Here is an 18779-nt window from a genome sequence, read left to right on the forward strand (position 1 = left end):
GGTTTCATATCGCATGTGGAGAAGCACTTCGGCAGGGCTTTCGGGCGGACCTTGCACCGGAAATCCCCTGCGCGGCGCTGGAGGACGCCAGGCTTTGCTTTCAGTTGCCGGCCGTAGCCTGGGAAGCCTCTACGACCTGCCTCCATTTCACGATTTCGGCGTCGATGAAATCGGAGAATTCCTTGGGGCCTTTGTATATGGGCTCGGCGCCAAGCTCGACGATGCGCTTCTGCAGGGCAGGAGCGCCCATCGCTTTCTGTACGGCGGCATTGATGCGGTTCACGATGCTTTCAGGCGTTCCGGCAGGCGCCAGCAGGCCGAACCAGGAGCCGACGTCGAAGTTCTCGACACCGGCTTCTTCCATGGTGGGCAGTTCCGGCAGACTGGGACTGCGCTTGGCGCTGGTCACGGCAAGTGCCTTGAGGGAGCCATTCTTGATGAAGGGCAGGGAAACCGGCAGGTTGTCGAACATGAGATCCACCTGGCCGCCGATGATGTCGGTCACTGCCGGTGCGCTGCCCTTGTAGGGGACGTGCACCATGTCGACGCCTGTGCGGACCTTGAACATTTCGCCGGACAGGTGAATGGATGAGCCCGCGCCCGAAGACGCGAAGCTGAGCTTGCCTGGATTGGTCTTGCCGTACTCGATCAGTTCCTGGACGGAGTCGACCTTCAGGTTCGGGGAAATGATGAGTACATTGGGTACCGAGCCGATCATCGAGATGGGGGCGAACGATTCCGGCTGGAAGCGTATGTCCTTGTAAATGCTGTAGTTGATGGCCTGGGTGCCGATGGTGCCCATCAGCAGCGTGTAGCCGTCCGGCTGGGCGCGCGCGACGTTCTCTGCGCCGATATTGCCGGAGGCGCCGCCACGGTTCTCGATGACGATGGTCGTGCCCAGGTCGTTCTCAATCTGCGATGCAATCAGGCGCGCGAAAATATCCGTGTTGCCGCCCGCCGCGAACGGAACGACCAGTCGTATCGGCTTGTCGGGCCAGGGTTCGGCTGCCGAGGCTGCCGCCGGCAGCAGTGCGGTTGCCGTAGCGGCCAGGCCTAGTGTCAAAGCGCGCAAGCTGGAGCGTTTGTGTGGCGAGTGTGTCTGCATGTCGATGTCTCCTGTATGGATATGGTCGTGGAAAGAAATTCAGACCTTGTGGGTCGTTCTTGTCATTGTTGCTGCCGCCATGATATTAGCGTTCATGTTTCAGGGCTTGACAGAACCTAGGGAAATCCCCCTGTCCGCACGAGCCGTTGCAGTAAACTGCACGCAGTCTGCATGTCTTGCGCCAGGACGGGCTCTTCCCGCCTCGCATGCCTGCATCACCCGTTCCGGAGAAGTTGTTTGTTCCAGTGGTTTGAAAAACGCCTGCCGCCATTCGAGAGCGAGCGATACGAGGCCGAAGGCCGGCCCATGCCGGCAAAGCTGGTGCCTTTCATATGGGCCAGCACGAAGGGCGCGCGCCCCTGGCTTGCGTTCCTGATCCTGTTCACCGGCCTCGTGGGGGCGTTCGAAGCTTGGCTTTACGCCACGCTGGGGCAACTGGTGGATCTGCTGGGCGAGGCGCCGGCGGGCGAGATACTGCGGACGCATCAGGGCACGCTGTTGATGATCGCAGGCGTATTGCTGGCCAGTATCTTGCTGATCGCCATGCAGACGACGGTCAAGCACCAGGCGCTGGCGGGCAATTTTCCCATGATGCTGCGCTGGCGCTTCCACCGCTGGCTGCTGAACCAGAGCATGGGGTTCTTCCAGGACGAGTTCGCCGGCAGGATTTCCGCCAAGGTCATGCAGACGGCGCTGGCCGTGCGCGATGTGTGCATCATCGTGGGAGACGTGCTGGTCTTCATGATCATCACCTTCACGTCGATGGCGGTCGTGGTCGGAACGTTCGACACGCTCCTGCTGCTGCCGTTCATCGGCTGGCTGGTGCTGTATGTCCTGATGGTCATCTGGTTCGTGCCCCGGCTGGGAGCGACGTCCAAGGCGCAGGCCAGCGCACGCTCCCTCATGACGGGGCGCATCACGGACGCCTATACCAATATCGCCACCGTCAAGCTGTTTTCCCATGCCGGGCGCGAGGCGGAATACGCGCGCAGCGCCATGAGCGAGTTCCTGGTGACGGTCTATCGCCAGATGCGGCTGGTCAGCGCATTCGAGATCGTGAATCACGCGCTGATGGTGCTGCTCATCCTGTCCACATCGGGCGTGGCCGTCTATCTATGGATGCAGGGCATGGTGGGTCTGGGCGGCGTGGCGGCGGTGACGGCCATGGCCTTGCGCCTGATCGGCCTGTCTCACTGGATCCTGTGGGAGGCGGCAGCGCTGTTCGAGCACCTGGGAACCGTGCAGGACGGCCTGAACTCCATCGCCAAGGGCCATGCCATCCAGGATGCAGACGATGCCTCCCGGCTGGAGGTGGGCGCCGGCGAGGTGCGGCTCGAGAACGTCAGGTTCGGGTACGGCTCGGAAAAAATGGTGTTCGACGATTTCTCGCTGCGCATCGCGCCGGGGGAAAAGATCGGCCTGGTAGGGCGTTCGGGAGCGGGCAAGTCCACGATCGTGAATCTGCTGCTGAGATTCTATGATCTGGACAGCGGGAGCATCCTGATCGACGGTCAGGATATCTCCGGGGTGACGCAGGAAAGCCTGCGCTCGCAGATCGGCATGGTGACGCAGGACACGGCGCTGCTGCATCGTTCCGTGCGCGAGAACATCCTGTACGGCAGGCCCGACGCGACTGACGCGGAAATGATCGAGGCGGCGAAGCAGGCGCATGCGCATGAGTTCATCATGGGCCTGCGCGACGCCCATGGGCGTACCGGTTATGACGTGCACGTGGGCGAGCGTGGCGTCAAGCTGTCGGGCGGACAGCGCCAGCGCATCGCCATCGCGCGGGTCATGCTGAAGAATGCGCCCATCCTGCTGCTGGACGAAGCGACGAGCGCGCTCGACTCCGAGGTCGAGGCGGCCATCCAGGAAAGCCTGTACGACTTGATGAAGGGCAAGACGGTGATCGCCATTGCGCACCGCCTATCGACGATTGCGGCCATGGATCGGCTGGTGGTCGTGGACGAGGGGCGCATCGTCGAGCAGGGCACTCATCTGGAGCTGCTGGCGTATGGCGGCGTCTACGCCAAGCTTTGGTCCCATCAGAGCGGCGGGTTCCTGGCGCAGGACGAGCCGTCATCCGCCTGAACGGGGCATGGCCGGCTGGCTACAGGACGAAATCGATATAGCGGACAAGGAACTCGCGGGCTGTTCGCATATTCGACCGCTTCAACGCTTCTGCGCGAAGCGCGTCGCCCGCCTGCATGGCGGCGATGATCTCACGATGTTCCTTGAAGCTTTGGGCGGCGCGGCCGGGCAGGACCAGGGTGCGGCGGATGATGACTTGCGTCTTGTCGTAGATGCTGTCCAGGAACGCGGAAAGCGTGGGGTTGTCAGCCGCGGCCACCGTACGTCGGCGATAGGTCATGATGGCGTCGAACAGGCGATCGCAATCTCCGTCCGCGATGGATTTTTCCAGATCGGCACCGAACAGGTCGACCAGGTCCCGCCAGGATCCAGGTTCGGAGTTCTGCACGGCAAGCCTGGCGCAAAGCCCTTCCAGTAGTTCGAAAACATCGTAAATGGTGAAGAGCTCAGCCGCCGTAAGCGCCATGACGGTGACGCCCTGGTTGGGGACGCGCTTCACAAGTCCGCGTTGTTCCAGCGCGGCAAAGGCTTGCCGGATGCTGGCCCGGCTGACGCCGAACTCTTGCGTGAGTGGCAATTCCCTGAGCTTGGCTCCGGGAGGGATTTCTCGGCGGCTGATTCGGTCGCGTAGGATCGCCTCCACGTCGACAGCGGCAGGTTTGGTCATGGATGTGTGGTTGTTAGTGTGCAAAGCCATAAACAAACGGGATAGCTTATGCCAAAGTGTACCGTACGGAATCTGTCTTGTGATTGTCCCGGACGATGCGTGGTTGAAATGAATTTCTGCTTCGGCTTCCCTCGGTTCCTATCGGAGGGGGAACATATCGTTGCGGCTGCATGGCGAAGGAAGGCGAATGATCGCGGCACATGTGGACTGGCTGCCGCGATCCCTGGCGGTACAAATGATGAATATAGGCTAGAACATATTGTATTTTCTGGCGCGCTCGGCAAAGCCGCTATAGTCCATGAACGTTTCGAATTCAGAGGCATCGTCCAATAAGGATAGATTTCCGCGGCTTTCCGGATCGGATGCCAGTTGCTTTAAAGAAGCATTGACTGCCTGGTATGCAGCATATAGGCTGAATCCATAATACAAAATGACATTGGCGCCTGAGTCTTTTTCCTCTGCAAGTGTCGTTGGTCCAAGGTTCACGGTCATGAGCTTTGCATGGATTTGTGAACGTACCGATTTGATGTCGAATGTACTGCCAACGACAAAAACCATATCCGCACCGGCTTCTGCGTATGCATTTGCGCGCTTAATGGCTTCGCCCTCATCTTTGTCATCCCACAAGACGTCGGTGCGAGCAATGATCTGGAAGTTTTCGTCTTGACGGGCATCCAGTGCTGCTTTGATTTTCTCGATCATTTCCGGCAAGGGGGTGTACTTGTGCGGCGTATTCAGATGCTTGCCAAATGCGTGATCCTCAATGTGAATGGCGGACACACCCGCTTGCTCGAAAGCGCGCACGGTTCTCCAGATATTGGCGGGGTTTCCGAAGCCGTCTTCGGCGTCGGCAATAATTGGAATGCTGACCGCATCAGCAATACGTGCGCTGTATTCCGCCATTTCCGTCAATGACAGTGCGCCGACGTCCGGAATTCCGTAGCCTGATGCTGCAGTGGCATAGCTGCCTACGTAGATGGCCGGAAAGCCATGGGCTTCGGCCAGTCTTGCGGATAAGCCATCATGGATGCCGGGTACCACCAAAAAATCACGCTCTTGAATAAGATTTTTCAAAGCCAGATTCTTTTTATTGATCGATTGAGTCATGCAGTATCTCTCCGATAGAATTTTGTTTTCGAATGTTTCAGTGAATAGGTTGTTTATGTTGATCTATCCACTCCATAATCAGGTTCAAGAGCAAAGTGCGGTTGGAATCCATCATTAGCATATGGCTGTTGCCTGAAATGCCTATATCCGGCAAATCGATCCAACATACTTCAACGCCGAGTAATGTCAGTTTCTGTGCATAGTTCCAGGCCCGCTCGCGTCTGCGAGCCCATGGACCATCACGTCCGGCAATGTAGTCGCCCCAGATGAACAAATGTGACGCAATATCGCGTCCCGTCGAAGGCGGCTCGTCGGGGACACCCGAAGGCTCTAGCGCGATGACGGCATTGATCCCCCGTGATTGCAAGGCTGCCTTGAGTGCGAAATAACCGCCTTGACTGTGTGCCAGGATCATGCACGGACCGGTTTTTTCAATCAGGCATTGGTAGGCCTTGAAGGTTTGTTCATCTGTCGTCGACCATCTTGCAACCATTTGCTTGCCGAACTCTGCGAGATGCTCAATGGGAAACTGAAGGCCGCTATGGGATTTTCGACGCAGCAATGCTGCATCATGAGCACCTGGATAATCGTGAGCATTGCCGAAACGAAAGCTGTGCCACACGTCGTCCAGAGGGCGGAAAAGCGGAGGGTCAGCCAGCACCTGCGGATAGGGTGGCTGGCCTGAACGACCACGTTCGTAGGCATCCGAGACGATCACTTCGACATTTCTGCAAAGTAAATCAGATAGCCACCCCTGGCCGCCTCCCGGAGGGTTTTCCCAGCATGCTCCGGTCAGCCCCCCTCCATGCCAGAGTAAAAGAGGACTCTCATAACGTGGCGCGCATGGCTGGTAATGCTGCACATAGATCTGTCCTAGAACGTAATCGCCATTCGCCGAGCTCAGAGCCGGAGCCTCATTTGTGGCCAGGCTTATAAGCCGGTCCGGGAATGTCTCCAGGCGACGTAATTCGCCCCCAATAAAGTAGCCGTGTATGGCTTTAAGGTGCATTAATACCGTCCGTTGGCAAGTCGCGATTCACCTTTCCTGTGATGCTGAAGCCTCCATCGACTGGAAGAACGATTCCGGTAATAAATCGGGCTTCATCCGAACTTAAAAAGAGAGCCGCATGGGCTATTTCTTCCGGCATTCCGAATCGTTTCAACGGTACGTCACGAGGATATTCTTTGACGTCTTCCCAAAGATTCTTTATCAATGGCGTCAATATCGGCCCTGGCGCAATGCTGTTCACAGTAATCCGATGCTGCGCCAATTCGACGGCCATGACGCGCGTGAGTGTGATGATTCCGCCTTTGGCCGCCCCGTATGCTGCACGGCCGTCAGAGCCTACAATGCCGCTGACTGAAGACATGTTGATGATGGCTCCGGGCGTCTGGGTGTCGATCATCAACCGGCTTGCAGCGCGTGCGCAGTAAAAACTGCCATTGAGGTGAATGGCGAGCATTTGAGCCCACTGTTCGTCCGTAATATCTATCATCGGAATCGACCAACTGATACCAGCGTTGTTGATCAGTACATCCACTTTGTCATATTCAGCAGCAATCTGTGCAAAGCTGCGATTCACATTTTCTGAGGACGATACATCCGTTTTTATGAAATGAATGTGAGGCTTGTCGGCAGCTTCGTTGAGATCCAGGCTGATGATGCGTGCGCCTTCGCTGGAAAATCGTTCGGCGATCGCAAGACCGATTCCTGACGATCCTCCTGTAACGACGGCTATTTTGTTTTTCAATCGTTGCATCCTGCTTAATCTCCTCGAGAGTTGGCCGGTAGCCATAGGCTTATTTCAGGAAACGCGATGAGCAGCGCCAATACTAAAAGCAGCATCAAAATAAAGGGAATGACACTCCAATAAACATCGGGCAAACTCAATTCCGGAGGAGCCGTGCCTTTCACCACAAAGACGTTCATGCCGACCGGGGGTGTTAAAAGACCAATTTCGATCATCAGGCAGACAAGAACGCCAAACCAGACTGGATCCATCTCCAGGGCCTTGATCACGGGTAGGACGATAGGGATGGTTACGATCAGGCTGGATATGGAGTCCAGGAACATACCGATCGGCAGATACAACGCCAGCACAATTAAAAGAACCGTAAGCGGTGAAACATCCAGACCATTGACCAGTCCGATCAGAGCTTGAGGGAGGCCGGCAAGGCTCAAGAAGATTGAAAAGATGCTGGCGCCGATCAGCAATGCAAAAATCATTGCCGTGGATACCGACATTGAAATCAAGGATTCGATGATGTCGCTTAATAGTGTTTTCCATCCTGCTCTTCGGGTACACACCATAATGATCAATGCGACAAAAGCGCCGACGCCTGCGGATTCTGTGGGTGTGAAAATGCCGCTATAAATTCCTCCGATCACGACGACCATGAGTACAAATGCACCCCAGAACTGTTTCAAGGCTGCCAGTGCCTGCCTGAGAGGTATGGCGGGTGCGGGCGGTCCGGCATCTTTATCGATATGGCAGATCAGACTGATCCCCAGCATAAATACGAGGATCGTCAACAAGCCTGGAAACAGGCCTGCGAGCAATTGCTCGCTGACAGATACTTCCGCCATTGATGCATAAATGATGAAAATGATACTGGGTGGAATCATTATTCCCAGCAAGCCCCCGGCAGCAATCGCGCCAGCCCCCAGCTTCAGGCTGTAGTTATAGCGTTTCATTTCCGGAAAAGCGACCCGACCCATTGTGGCAGCGCTTGCGACGCTGGAGCCCGTAGTAGCCGCAAATACGCCCGAGGCTGCGATTACGGTCATGGCCAATCCACCGCGTAAACGGCCAAGCCATTGGTAAGCGGCATGGAAGGCGCCTTGGGTGACTCCGCTGTAGTAGGCGAGCGATCCCATCAGAATGAACAAAGGGACCGCACTGAGCACATAGCTGGATACGGTGGACCATGGTCCATTGGAGAGGGCGTTGACTGTTGATCCCCATCCACGAATATATGTCAGCCCCGCGGCGCCAGAACATGCAAGAGCTGCCCAGACTGGAAAGCGCAAAACAAGCAGCACCAGCAGCAGGCCTATGCCTAAAAATCCAATAGTGACATCACTCATGATGATTCCTTGAAATGATGCACGATGATTGTGAGCAGCAATGCAGCCAGGCCAATCGGAAGAATGAAACGGAATGGCCATTGCAATATGACAGATACACCTGCCCACATGGTTTCGTCTCGCTCAAAGGAGCGAATGGCTCGCAGCAAGGTGTAATAGCCGAGAAGCGTCGCAAACGCAGCATAAAGCAATCGTTCAAAAAACCTTACTACGGCACGCGTGCGTGTGCCCAGCATGTTGGTGAACAAGCTCACATCGACGTGCTCTTTGCGCGCTTCAGCTTCAGCCAGCGCAAAAAAAATGATGATCACCATTGCAAGCTCAACAATCTGGACGGATGCACCCCAGCCCTGTCCGGATAAGGCCCTCACGGCAATGTTCAGCGGGATAAGAACCACCAGGAAGGCGGTGGTCAACATGCTGATCGCCAGCAATATGCGGCGCAGCCATCGCTCAATATGTTGGATTAGTTTCATTGATGCTCCTGATTTGTCCGGTTTTTTTCAGAACAAGCCAGACATGGCTACCTGTCCGGGTAGCCATGTCTGGAATGGCAGAGGCATTCAGGCTGCATCAGGATACATTTCGCGATATACGGCAAATGCGCTTTTGTAGGTATCACCCGGCGCATGTTTTTTTACCGCTTCCATATATTGATTCAGAATCCGCTCACCGGGAAAACCGGCTTTGTTCATCTCTGCGACCCAGTTTTCCCAAATTTTTGGGGTGACGATCTTCAGGACTTCCGCGCGTTGTTCCTCGCTAAATTCATAGAAGGTTGACTTGTGCTTGTCAACCATGCCTGGAATTATGGTCTTGTACAGATCTATGAAACCGGTCTTCATCTTTTCAAGAACTTCAGCGCCCAGTTCTTTGATCATCGCCTGGTCTTCTTGCGGCAATGAGTCAAATGTAGGCTTGCTCATCGCAAAGTAGGTGAATGAATACACGCCAAGACCGATATCGACAAAGTGAGGCGACATTTCGTGCAGACGTTCGCCGTAAGCAACGTCGACTGCGATTCCAGACATGCCATCCACAACACCCTTGGCCAAGGCGTCATAACGCTCCGGGGCGGCAATGGTCAGGATTTCAGAACCCAGCATGGACAGCGCTTGTCCCGACTGGGCGTATCCTCTGAGTTTCAGGCCCCGAAGATCTTCAATTTTACGAATCGGCTTTTTGGAGGTGATGGCCATTTCGGTCTGCAGCACGGGAGCGATCAGAACGATGTCCTGTTTATCCCATTCTTGGCGAATCAAGGGCTCACTGTTGTACAAGTCCATGATCGCCTTGCCCTGAACATAGAAACTGTTCGTCAGGCCGACATGTTCAAAGACCCGGTTAAGCTTGAATTCGGTGGGGTTGTAGCCGAGGCTGTTGAAGAATGAATCGATTGTGCCGGATGCCGCGGCGGAGCCTTGGTCAGCCGCTTTTGTCAATGCTTCGTTGTAATAGAACTTGGCGGTATAACGCCCATTGGAGCGCTTTTCCAGTTCTTCGTAGAACCAGCGGATAATGACAAGGTCATATAGCACATCATTCGAATAAGTATGGTTTACAAATACATGTTTTTTTCCTTGCGCGTGTGCCGTATTTAACATCGGCAACGTACCACTGAGTGATGCAAGCGTCATAAACTGCAATACTTTACGGCGATTCATGATGTCTCCTTTATATAAAAATTCTTTGAGTCATGCTGAAAAAGTGCAGCAGGTCACTTAAAGCATTAAAGTGCAGAATATCCAGAATAAAGCGAGTGGCCGCCTCCATCGATGTTTGCGATCAGGCCATTGATGTAGGAGGCCTCGTCCGACGCAAAAAATAAAATAGCCGCTGCTTGCTCTTCAGGCTCACTCATACGTTTGTTCACGATATTGCGGCGCCGGGCATCAAATATTTCGGGAGATTCCCTGGTCAATGAAGCTACCAGATTTGTATTTGTCAGCCCCGGGCAGATGCAGTTCGTGCGTATGCCATGGCGCATCCATTCAATCGCCAAGGATTTTGTAAGGCCCACGACGGCATGTTTGGATGCGACATAGGCTGCATTGTGGGGAATGCCATTTAGTCCCGCCATCGATGCTACGTTGACAATCACACCGCTTTGAGCGGCAATCATGATTGGTCCGAGTCGGTGTGTGAGATAGAAAGTACCGTACAAATTGACCTTGATGATGTGATCCCACTCATCCACGGTTAGCTGCTCGATTGGCTTTGCGTGCCCTACGCCCGCGCAGTTGACCAGAACATTTAATCCGTAGCCGTGTTCGTGCAAATGCGATTCAATGCGCTCGGAAGTGGTTGGGTCTGTGATATCGCCAGCTACCCATGTTATTCCGGGAAATTCGTCCGCCAAATTGCCTAAAGCATCAGTGCTCAAGTCTGTTGCAACTATTCGCGCGCCCTCCCTGTGAAACGCGGCCAATGTGGCTTTTCCTATGCCTGATGTGGCGCCGGTTACAACAACTACTTTCTGATCAAACCGTTTGTTTGCATTCATATTGTCTCTCTCGCTCATCATCCTTGATTTAATAACCCGCCCCGGATGTTTTTATTGTCAGATGGCGCGCATATGCTGGGTCGATACCCCCGACTCGGAAAAACAGTCTCTATTCGATTGCAAGATGGAGTTCCGGTTATCGGAAATAATCTTGAAAGCCTGTGCCCATATGGATGGGGGCAGGGGTGATTTTTTACGACCTTACGGTTTGAACAGATGCGACAACGGCGAGCACGGACTGAGTGGAGAGGGCCAAGACTGGCCCCTCGGGTTTCTGAACATGGTTGTCTCCTGATTATTGATTTGTGGATGACTCCAATGCTAACTTTATAATCGACTATTTTGTCAACAAAATAGTAACTATATATTTCTTAAAAATGGCTTATCCGCATGCGGATGTCTGGGGCTTCGCGCATCCGCGGCTTCGGCATTTGTCAAAAAAGGCGCGCTCACTCTTTCCGGCCTGACTTGTGGGCGTGACTGCCGAAGAGCAGGTACATGCTTCGCCGCATTTCCCGACTCGTGGGTCGAGACGCTGGCGCATGGCGTCTACGCCAAGCTGTGGTCCCACCAGAGCGGCGGGTTCCTGGCGCAGGACAGCTGATGCAAAAAGAGCATGAGCCTTGCGGCCCATGCTCTTTTCTTGTTAGCGGCTTCCCCGCCTCATCAGCAATGTACGGGGAATGTATGCTTCGAGGTCAAACTGATGACGCGATCCAAAGGGCTCCCATCATCACGACGCCCGATCCGATCAGCGTCACGGTGGTATAGCCCAGGATGTCGCGCATCTTCAGTCCGGCGATCGCCAGGATGGGAAGCGCCCAGAACGGCTGCAGCATGTTGGTCCACTGATCTCCGTAAGCCACCGCCATGATCGCTATGGAGGGATCCACGTTGAGCTGCTGGGCGGCATTGAGCATGATGGGGCCTTGAACTGCGAACTGGCCGCCGCCCGACGGCACGAAGAAGTTGACGATGCCTGCCGAAAGGAATGCCAGGACACCGAACGTCTGTTGCGTCGAAATGGAGACGAATGCGTCCGAGAACAGGGCGATCAGCCCGGTATGCTGCATGATGCCCAGGATACCGGCGTACAGCGGGAACTGCAGGAGGATTTCCCCGACGCTCGATGCGGCGTTCTTGGTGAGGTGGATGAGTTCGAACACATTCTTCGTGAACAGCAGCACCAGTGTAAGCAGGGACCAGTTGACGATGTCCAGGGTGATGCTGCCGCCTCTCGAAAAATGAATGATCAGGTAGGCGAGCAGCGCCAGGCCGAAAATAAACACGAGGATCCTGGATGCATCCATCCTGTCGCCAGGCGTGACGACTTCATATTTCGCTTCATCGTGCTCTTCGGAGCCGACATTGGCGGGCAGTTCGTAGACGCGCGATTCGTCCTTGGGGGATACCAGCCAGAAAAGCGCGGCGCATACGATGATGACCAGGATCACGGCGGCGGTATTCCACCAGGTGAATATCGTTTCCGATACCGGGATCGTGCCTCCGCCCAGGGCGGCGGACAGGAAGGAGCCTTCCGTGGCGGCCGTCAGCGGGCCGGAGCCTGAATATCCCATGTGCCAGACGATGAAGCCCGAATAGCCCGCGGCAACGAGCAGCGGGAAGTGCAGCTTGATCCCTCTTGCACGGCCCTGGACGGCGACTTCTCGCGCCAGCACCGCTCCGGCAATCAGCCCCAGGCCCCAGACGAAATAGCAAAGCACGGCGCTGATGACGAAAACGAACATGTAGGCTACCGCCGGGCGGGACGGGACGCGCGCCAGGGCGATCAGGACCTTCCGGATAGGACCGGTATTCGCCAGGATGTGGCCAAGCAGGAGAATCAGGCACATCTGGGTCATGAAGGCGAGGATGCCGGAAAGGCCGTTGCCCCAGTACCTGACGATATCCGTGGGCGCCGTGTCGGTCATGAGCAGGGCCATCAGGGCCACGATGATGGTCAGGGCCATGGCAAAAGTCATGGCTGACGGAATCCACCGTTCAAGGAAGTTGTTGATCGGTCCCATTAGGCCGGACGAGCCGGCATGATTGCGTTGTTGTGACATTTGCGTGCCTTTATGATTATGTGTAGAGGTTGACATCTCGCTCACGAAACCGGAGATTTACTGCTTTCCGATCCCGCTCCCATGCTCGTAGACCAGTGTCGCCGCGGCCAAGTCCTCCAATGCCGTTCCCACGGATTTGAAAACCGTGCGTTCTTGCGGTGATCTACGTCCCGCTGCGCTTCCATTGCATAAGCTTTCCAACGTTCCGGCAATGTCGTTTGCCTCGAAAATGCCGCGAGACATTGGTCCAAGCATCTCACCGGACTTGACCAAGGCTTCCGGAGTGTCGATATAGATACGCGCACCCTTGAATGCCTGGTCATCGGCTTCCCGTAATTCTGGCGTGAAGCTTCCAATCAAGTCAAGATGAGACCCCGGCTGCAGCCATGCTCCCTGGATGAGCGGCTGCGTGGCCAGAGTCGCGCAGGTAATGATGTCGGCGGCGCTTGCCGCTTCGGACAGATCTTTGGCGACCGAGGCTTCGAAGCCGCGTGACTTCAGGTCTTCGGCCAGGGTGGCAGCCGACTCCTCGCGCCGGTTCCAGATCAGGACTTCGGCAATCGGGCGAATGGCGGCATAGGCGTCGGCCAGCAGGCTTGCGACTCGTCCCGACCCTACGATGAGCAGGCGGGATGCATCCTCGCGTGCAAGAAAGGATGCCGCCAGCGCCGATGCGGCCGCCGTGCGCCTGGAGGTGATTTCGTTGCCGTCGATCAGCGCCAGCGGTTCGCCGGTGGAGGCGTCGTACAGCAGATAGGTGGAATGCAATCCCGGCTTGCCGAGCGCGCTGTTGCCGGGGGCGATATTGACGATTTTGACGCCCAGCAGTCCGTCGGGCGCCCATGCAGGCATGATGAGCGTTGTCATGGCGTCCGGCCCTTCGCCGATGCGATGCACATGACGCGGCGGCACATGGCATTGCGTTACGAAAGCTTCGCGCAGCGCGGGTATGAAGCGCTCGAAAGACAACACTGATTGCGTGGTTTCCTGATCAAATACCTTCATTCAACTTAATCCAGATAGAAAAGCTTCGAGTTTCAAGCGTCCAGCACGAGGTCTTCCGTGGGTATGGCCTGACAGGTGAGACACACCGATGGATCGTCCGGCTCTGCGCCATGCAAATGATGCACTTGTCCGGACACGATCCGGACCGCGCAGCTTTCGCATTGCCCGACGCGGCAGCCGCTGGGCATGGACAGCCCAAGGTCCTCCGCGAACTTGAGCAGAGTGCCGCGTTCCGCGGTCCATTGCGCCTTGGTGTTATCCGACTTGGTGAAACATACTTCAAAGCGCGCTGAGCTGTTGAGATCCACGGACGGGGGCGAACGGAACACCTCGCTGAAGATATCGAACGCCGGCACGCCCCGCGCGCATAGTCCTTCGCGGATGCTGTCCATCATCGCGGGAGGGCCGCACATATAGAAGCGCACCCGGGCTTCGATCAAGTCGTCCGATACTGCATGGGCTCCCAGCAGCTCAGGAGGGTCCGCGTCGCCCGCCAGTGGATGGCTGTAATAATTCCGGAGAATGAGGCGGGGCAATTGCTCGCAGATCTGTTGCAAACGGTCGCCGTATGCTGTCGACAGCCTGTTCCTGTTTGCGTAGTGCAGCCAGACTTCCGGCATGTCAGGCGCATCCAGTAATGATTCGAGATAGGATAGGAACGGTGTAATGCCGATCCCGCCGGCGAACAGGACGATAGGCTGTTCGGAATGCTCGGGGATGATGAACGATCCGCTCGGCGCTCCCACTTTGATGATCGATCCCACGCGGGTGTTCGCATGCAGGTGGCCGGACATCGCTCCTTCCCAGGCTTCGCCGGATTCGTCCAGTCCGCGCTGGTGGCGTACCGCTATCCGGTAGTTTTGTCGCGAGGGGTCGCGTGCGGCGCCGATCAAGGAGTAGTTGCGCATGATTGCGGCGTCGTCGCCCAGCGGGACTTCGATGCCGATGTGCTGGCCCGGCCGATAGTCGGGCAGCGCGCCGCAGTCTTTGGGCGACAGAGTCAGTTCCAGTACGCCGTCGGCAACGCGGTTCATGGCGGAGACGAAGAAGTCGCGCCGTCCGGTCCACAGGCGTTGTCTCAGGTCGAATGCGGGATCCCGTTCGATGGCGCAGGGAAACTGGCGCATTGGCACCGAGCCGCTGATCGGATCCACCTTTTCCGCGGAAATCAGACCGTTGTAGTTGCTGTTGTCCGCTCCCCGAACGGGGTAGCCGGGCTCGCCGAGTTCCGGACATGCCTGCCACCAGCCGACATCCGCATAGATGACGTCTTTCCTGAGGTGAGTATCGAGCGTCGCAATGAATCGCGCCGAGCCTGCAGGCGTCGTGATGCGGACCCAATCGCCCGGCTCGATGTTTTTCTCCGCCGCCAGGAGGGGATTGATGATGGCCTCGGGCATTCTGGACCGTTTGCGCAGGGACGCAAGGGAACGGTGCTGGCTGTGGCAGTAGTATCCGTTTTTCCGCGATGTAACCGTGAACGGATAAGTTTCCTGGCCGTCTTGCCGCATCCCGGACAGCAGATCGTCATGGCCGGGCAGGGGATCATAGCCGTGGCGGAACAGCAGTTCGGAATAAAGCTCTGCCCGCCTGGTCTGTGTATCGAAGCCGGAGACGCTATCGTTTTTTCCGTTGCCCTGGACGCCCGGTGCCGGAGGCAGGCTGTACTTCCTGTCGTGGTGAGCCAGCGGAAGGCGCATGCTGCCGCCTTCGCGGCGCAGGTCGGAGACTGTCACGCCCAGCGGCGACAATTGATAATCCCAGCCCTTTTCCACTCGTCCGTCGAAGAACACGTCCTTCATGCCCAGCCGGCACGCCAGGTCGAACACGATCTCGTTGTCGGACCGGGATTCGCCGCGGGGCGTGACCATCCGTGGGCGCAGTTGCACCAGATCTTGCGCGGACTGGCTGATCTCGAAGCCGATGCGCAACCCTTCGCGCTCCCAGGGCGTGTTGACGGGCAGGAAGATATCGGCGTACCTGGAGGAAGGTGTTTCGAACAGATCGCAATGTACGTGGAACTCCAGTTGCCGGAATGCCGCCTGCGCCATGTCGACGTCGGCCTGGGATGACAGCTGGTTGGTGCCGAAGCCCATGAATGCCCGTACGCGGTAGGGCTCCGCTGTCAGTATCGCCCGGTAGAGATCGCGGGCAATCACCCAGCCCATCGCCGCCGGGCCGAGTGGGCGTTCTTTCAGGCCCAGCGCCTTCGCCCGCTGGGCTTCGGGGATCAGGTCCAGCCCGTTGACCGGCTTGACTGGCTGTCTGGCATACAGGCGATTCCCGCCCGGTGTATCGAAGCTGCCCGTCAATGCGTACAAGACGGCGATCGCCCTGTCCGTCTGGGTGGCGTTGGTGCTTTGCGCGACGCCCGACCATGAGTGATAGGCGATGGACGAGCTCTGCGCAATCAGGTTGGCTGCGGCCCGCAGGCTTGACTCCGCCACTCCCGTTATCGCTTCGACATGGGCGGGAGAATATATGCTGCAGCGTTGTGCCAGCTTTTCCAGCACGGTATGGCAGACGGTCGGCCGGCCGTCGATCTCTACCACATATTCTCCTTGCGATGCGAACGATGCCGCGCCTTGCGCACAGCCATGACGACGAGTGTCGTAGGGCACGGGCTGCATGGATTCCAGATCCCAGGCGACCCAGGCGTCGGGTTTTTCCGCGTCCGCCCATATGTCGCCCGCGCGCAGGAAGCGGCCGGTGTCGGCTCGCACCAGGAGCGGGGCATTGGTCCAGTCGCGAACGAACGCATGGTCATAGCGCCCGGTGGACAGGAGCAGGTTGGCCAGGCCCAGCGCCAGTGCAGCGTCCGTTCCCGGCTTGACCTGCAGCCATGCGTCGGCTTCCGCCGCCAGCGCCGTGCGGCGCGGATCGACCACCACCAGGCGAGCGCCGGCGCGCCTGCCCTCGCCGATGGCATTGGCCTGGGCAAGCCATGTATTGGTGGGGTTGTGGCCCCATAGCAGTATGAGATCGGCGTTCGGGTAGTCGGCGACAGGGATGCCGCAACCGAACGTGAACATATGGGCGTAGTCCTTGTGCCAATTACAGACTTCCGTCCCGTATGCGATATTCGGGCTGCCGAAAGCGCGCACGAACCGCTCGATCCAGTCGATGCTGTCGGACAATGGCGTGCCGCTGGGCGTGGTCACGCCGAACGCAACCGCCTCGGCGCCGCTTTCTTCGCGTATCTTGCCGAACCTGTCTGCGATTTCGTCGAGCGCCTGGTCCCAGGTGATCGGTTCCCAGCCTGGATCCGGAGAGCCTTTGGGAGTGGTCCGCCGCATGGGATGCAGGATGCGATGAGGGCTGTGCACGAGTTCGGGCGCGGCACGGCCTTTCGTGCACATGGCGCTGCCGGTCGGGTGGCTGGTGTCGGGATCGACACGGACCAAAGTATCGTTGTGAACGGTGTTGATGGTTCCGCAACGCGAACGGCATAAGGTGCAATAGCCATGTTTCTGCGTTGACATGGTGACGAGTCTCCTTCGGAGCATCCAATAGTTCGAGTTTCCAGCATCCTAAAAGATTTTCCATGATATTGCTAATATATATTCCGTAAATTGCAATATGGATATTATGCATATCACTATCTGGAAGAGGCCATGCAATGCAATTGACTCTGCGGCAGTTCGAATACTTTCTTGCGCTTGCCGAAACAGGACAGGTGTCGAAAGCCGCCTTGCGGTGCAACGTGTCCCAGTCTTCCGTGACGGTGGCGCTGCGCAGCATGGAGCAGGCGCTGGGCGTCTCCCTGTTCATCCGGCATTCCAAGGGGTTGCGGCTGACCGAGGCGGGAGAGCGTTTCGTCAGCCATGCCCGTAACGTCACCAATGCCGCCGCGCGGGCCATAGAGGATGTACGGGCCGCTCCCAGCGATATGCACGGCCGGTTGCGTGTGGGCGTGACGGAAACGATCTCCGCTTACCTGATCCCCAGCGTACTTTCCATGGCGGAACAGCGCTTTCCGAACCTCCGGATCCAGGTGGTGGAAAGCGATCGGCCAAGCATCGAGCAAGCCCTCATGGATGGAAGCATCGACTTTGCCTTGCTGATCGTCTCCAATCTGGCGCGAGTCGATGCGCTGGAGTACCGCATCATGCTGCAGTCGCCGCGCCGGCTCTGGACTCCCCCCGATCATCCGCTCCAGCAGAAGTCCAAGGTCAGCTTGCGGGACATTGCACAATTCGACTACGTATTGCTGGACATGGACGAGCACGTCCACACGATGGAAAAGTACTGGCGCGATTACCGGCTCTGGCCGAACATCAGCTTCCAGAGCAAGTCGCTGGAAGCCGTCCGCAGCCTTGTTGCTTTCCAGAAGGGCGTCACCATTCTTTCAGACCTGGTCTACCGGCCATGGTCGCTGGAGGGCAGGCGTATTCTGCGCAGTGACGTCAGCGAGATCGTCCCCACGATGGATATCGGAGGGGTATGGCGGAAAAACGACCGCCGGACCAAGAGCAGGGAGGCCTTGCTTGATTTCCTGCATGCGTCGATCAAGGCCCTGGCGCACGAGTGAAGGCGTTTGCCGCTTCCCCTGCGGGACCCAGGGGGCGGCGGCCGCATCAGGCTTCGGTCCGCTTCAGGAATTGCGCAAAGGCCGCCAGGGTTTCCTTGCTGACGTGGTGCTCAATGCCCTCGGCGTCGCGCCGCGCGACGTCCTCGGGTATGCCCAGCGCGCGCAGGAAGTCCTCGACGATGCGGTGGCGGTCCCGGCTGGCATTGGCCAGCGCATTGCCCGCCTCGGTCAGCGTGATGCTGCCGTAGGGGCGTGCCTCGACCAGCCCGACGGAGATCAGGCGCTTGATCATTTTTGCGACGGTGGGCTGGGCGACGCCCAGTCTCTGGGCGATATCCATCTGCCTGGCCTTGCCTGTGTCTGCGATCAGGTCGGAGATGAGTTCGGTGTAGTCTTCCAGCAGTTCCTGCTTGCGGGCTTCCCGCACCTGGCGAAAGCTTTCCACCTGAACCCTGGCGTCCAGCAGTTCCTGACCATGGTCATGGCCTGTGGCGCTGGCGGAGGGTTGCTTGTCGTCTGTCATGGATGGCATACGGAGAGGATGGAAGTCCCGGACATTCTAGCCAATTTGGTCCGGCATCCATTTGATCTCCCTTAACGTATGGGGATTATCCCT

The 18779-nt window shown here is 57.3% G+C and carries 15 protein-coding genes; 2 read left to right on the forward strand and 13 right to left on the reverse strand.

Annotation, left to right across the window (positions count from 1 at the left end):
• Positions 1 to 100: 100 nt before the first annotated feature.
• Positions 101 to 1105 carry a Bug family tripartite tricarboxylate transporter substrate binding protein gene (locus EV686_RS08465; protein ID WP_132475591.1) on the reverse strand — a complete coding sequence of 335 codons (1005 nt, stop codon included), beginning with the start codon at positions 1103 to 1105 and terminating at the stop codon, positions 101 to 103.
• Between the two features lie 237 nt (positions 1106 to 1342).
• Here EV686_RS08465 and EV686_RS08470 point away from each other — a divergent pair, with 237 nt between their 5' ends.
• The gene (locus EV686_RS08470; protein ID WP_377747971.1) at positions 1343 to 3196 is read left to right on the forward strand and encodes an ABC transporter ATP-binding protein; all 1854 of its coding nucleotides are present in this window, start codon (positions 1343 to 1345) and stop codon (positions 3194 to 3196) included.
• Between the two features lie 19 nt (positions 3197 to 3215).
• Here EV686_RS08470 and EV686_RS08475 read toward each other — a convergent pair whose 3' ends face one another.
• The 11 genes from EV686_RS08475 to EV686_RS08525 all read right to left on the reverse strand — a co-directional run bounded on the left by EV686_RS08475 (position 3216) and on the right by EV686_RS08525 (position 17114).
• The gene (locus EV686_RS08475) at positions 3216 to 3863 is read right to left on the reverse strand and encodes a GntR family transcriptional regulator (protein ID WP_165972550.1); all 648 of its coding nucleotides are present in this window, start codon (positions 3861 to 3863) and stop codon (positions 3216 to 3218) included.
• 249 nt (positions 3864 to 4112) lie between these two features.
• Positions 4113 to 4970, reverse strand: a complete 858-nt coding sequence (locus EV686_RS08480) for an isocitrate lyase/PEP mutase family protein (RefSeq protein WP_132475601.1) — start codon at positions 4968 to 4970, stop codon at positions 4113 to 4115.
• A 37-nt stretch (positions 4971 to 5007) separates the two neighbouring features.
• Entirely contained in the window at positions 5008 to 5979 is a 972-nt protein-coding gene (locus EV686_RS08485; RefSeq protein ID WP_132475603.1) for an alpha/beta hydrolase family protein, read from the reverse strand.
• On the reverse strand, positions 5969 to 6730 hold the full coding sequence (locus EV686_RS08490) for an SDR family NAD(P)-dependent oxidoreductase (RefSeq protein WP_165972551.1): 762 nt from the start codon (positions 6728 to 6730) through the stop codon (positions 5969 to 5971). The genes EV686_RS08485 and EV686_RS08490 overlap by 11 nt, the downstream gene beginning before the upstream one ends.
• A 5-nt stretch (positions 6731 to 6735) precedes the next feature.
• On the reverse strand, positions 6736 to 8058 hold the full coding sequence (locus EV686_RS08495) for a TRAP transporter large permease (RefSeq protein ID WP_165972552.1): 1323 nt from the start codon (positions 8056 to 8058) through the stop codon (positions 6736 to 6738).
• Positions 8055 to 8534 (reverse strand): TRAP transporter small permease, encoded by a 480-nt coding sequence (locus EV686_RS08500; RefSeq protein ID WP_132475611.1) that lies wholly within the window; start codon positions 8532 to 8534, stop codon positions 8055 to 8057. The genes EV686_RS08495 and EV686_RS08500 overlap by 4 nt, the downstream gene beginning before the upstream one ends.
• Positions 8535 to 8621: 87 nt before the next feature.
• Complete coding sequence (gene dctP / locus EV686_RS08505; RefSeq protein ID WP_132475614.1) at positions 8622 to 9722, reverse strand: TRAP transporter substrate-binding protein DctP; 1101 nt, start codon at positions 9720 to 9722, stop codon at positions 8622 to 8624.
• A 65-nt stretch (positions 9723 to 9787) separates the two neighbouring features.
• Positions 9788 to 10561, reverse strand: a complete 774-nt coding sequence (locus EV686_RS08510; RefSeq protein ID WP_165972553.1) for an SDR family NAD(P)-dependent oxidoreductase — start codon at positions 10559 to 10561, stop codon at positions 9788 to 9790.
• 698 nt (positions 10562 to 11259) lie between these two features.
• Positions 11260 to 12627, reverse strand: a complete 1368-nt coding sequence (locus EV686_RS08515; protein WP_207901718.1) for a short-chain fatty acid transporter — start codon at positions 12625 to 12627, stop codon at positions 11260 to 11262.
• A 57-nt stretch (positions 12628 to 12684) separates the two neighbouring features.
• Positions 12685 to 13632: a bifunctional Delta(1)-pyrroline-2-carboxylate/Delta(1)-piperideine-2-carboxylate reductase gene (gene lhpI / locus EV686_RS08520; protein WP_132475622.1), complete on the reverse strand. Its 948-nt coding sequence runs from the start codon at positions 13630 to 13632 to the stop codon at positions 12685 to 12687.
• A gap of 32 nt (positions 13633 to 13664) precedes the next feature.
• Positions 13665 to 17114: a molybdopterin-dependent oxidoreductase gene (locus EV686_RS08525; RefSeq protein WP_132475625.1), complete on the reverse strand. Its 3450-nt coding sequence runs from the start codon at positions 17112 to 17114 to the stop codon at positions 13665 to 13667.
• Between the two features lie 137 nt (positions 17115 to 17251).
• On the opposite strand from EV686_RS08525, the gene EV686_RS08530 reads away from it, so the two are divergent.
• Positions 17252 to 18163, forward strand: coding sequence for a LysR family transcriptional regulator (locus EV686_RS08530; RefSeq protein WP_132475628.1), 912 nt, complete (start codon positions 17252 to 17254; stop codon positions 18161 to 18163).
• Between the two features lie 46 nt (positions 18164 to 18209).
• Here EV686_RS08530 and mntR read toward each other — a convergent pair whose 3' ends face one another.
• Positions 18210 to 18686, reverse strand: a complete 477-nt coding sequence (mntR, locus tag EV686_RS08535; protein ID WP_132475631.1) for a manganese-binding transcriptional regulator MntR — start codon at positions 18684 to 18686, stop codon at positions 18210 to 18212.
• Positions 18687 to 18779 lie beyond the last annotated feature (93 nt).

Origin of the sequence: Paracandidimonas soli (assembly GCF_004342005.1) — a bacterium.
In the GTDB taxonomy this organism is placed as follows: domain Bacteria; phylum Pseudomonadota; class Gammaproteobacteria; order Burkholderiales; family Burkholderiaceae_B; genus Paracandidimonas; species Paracandidimonas soli.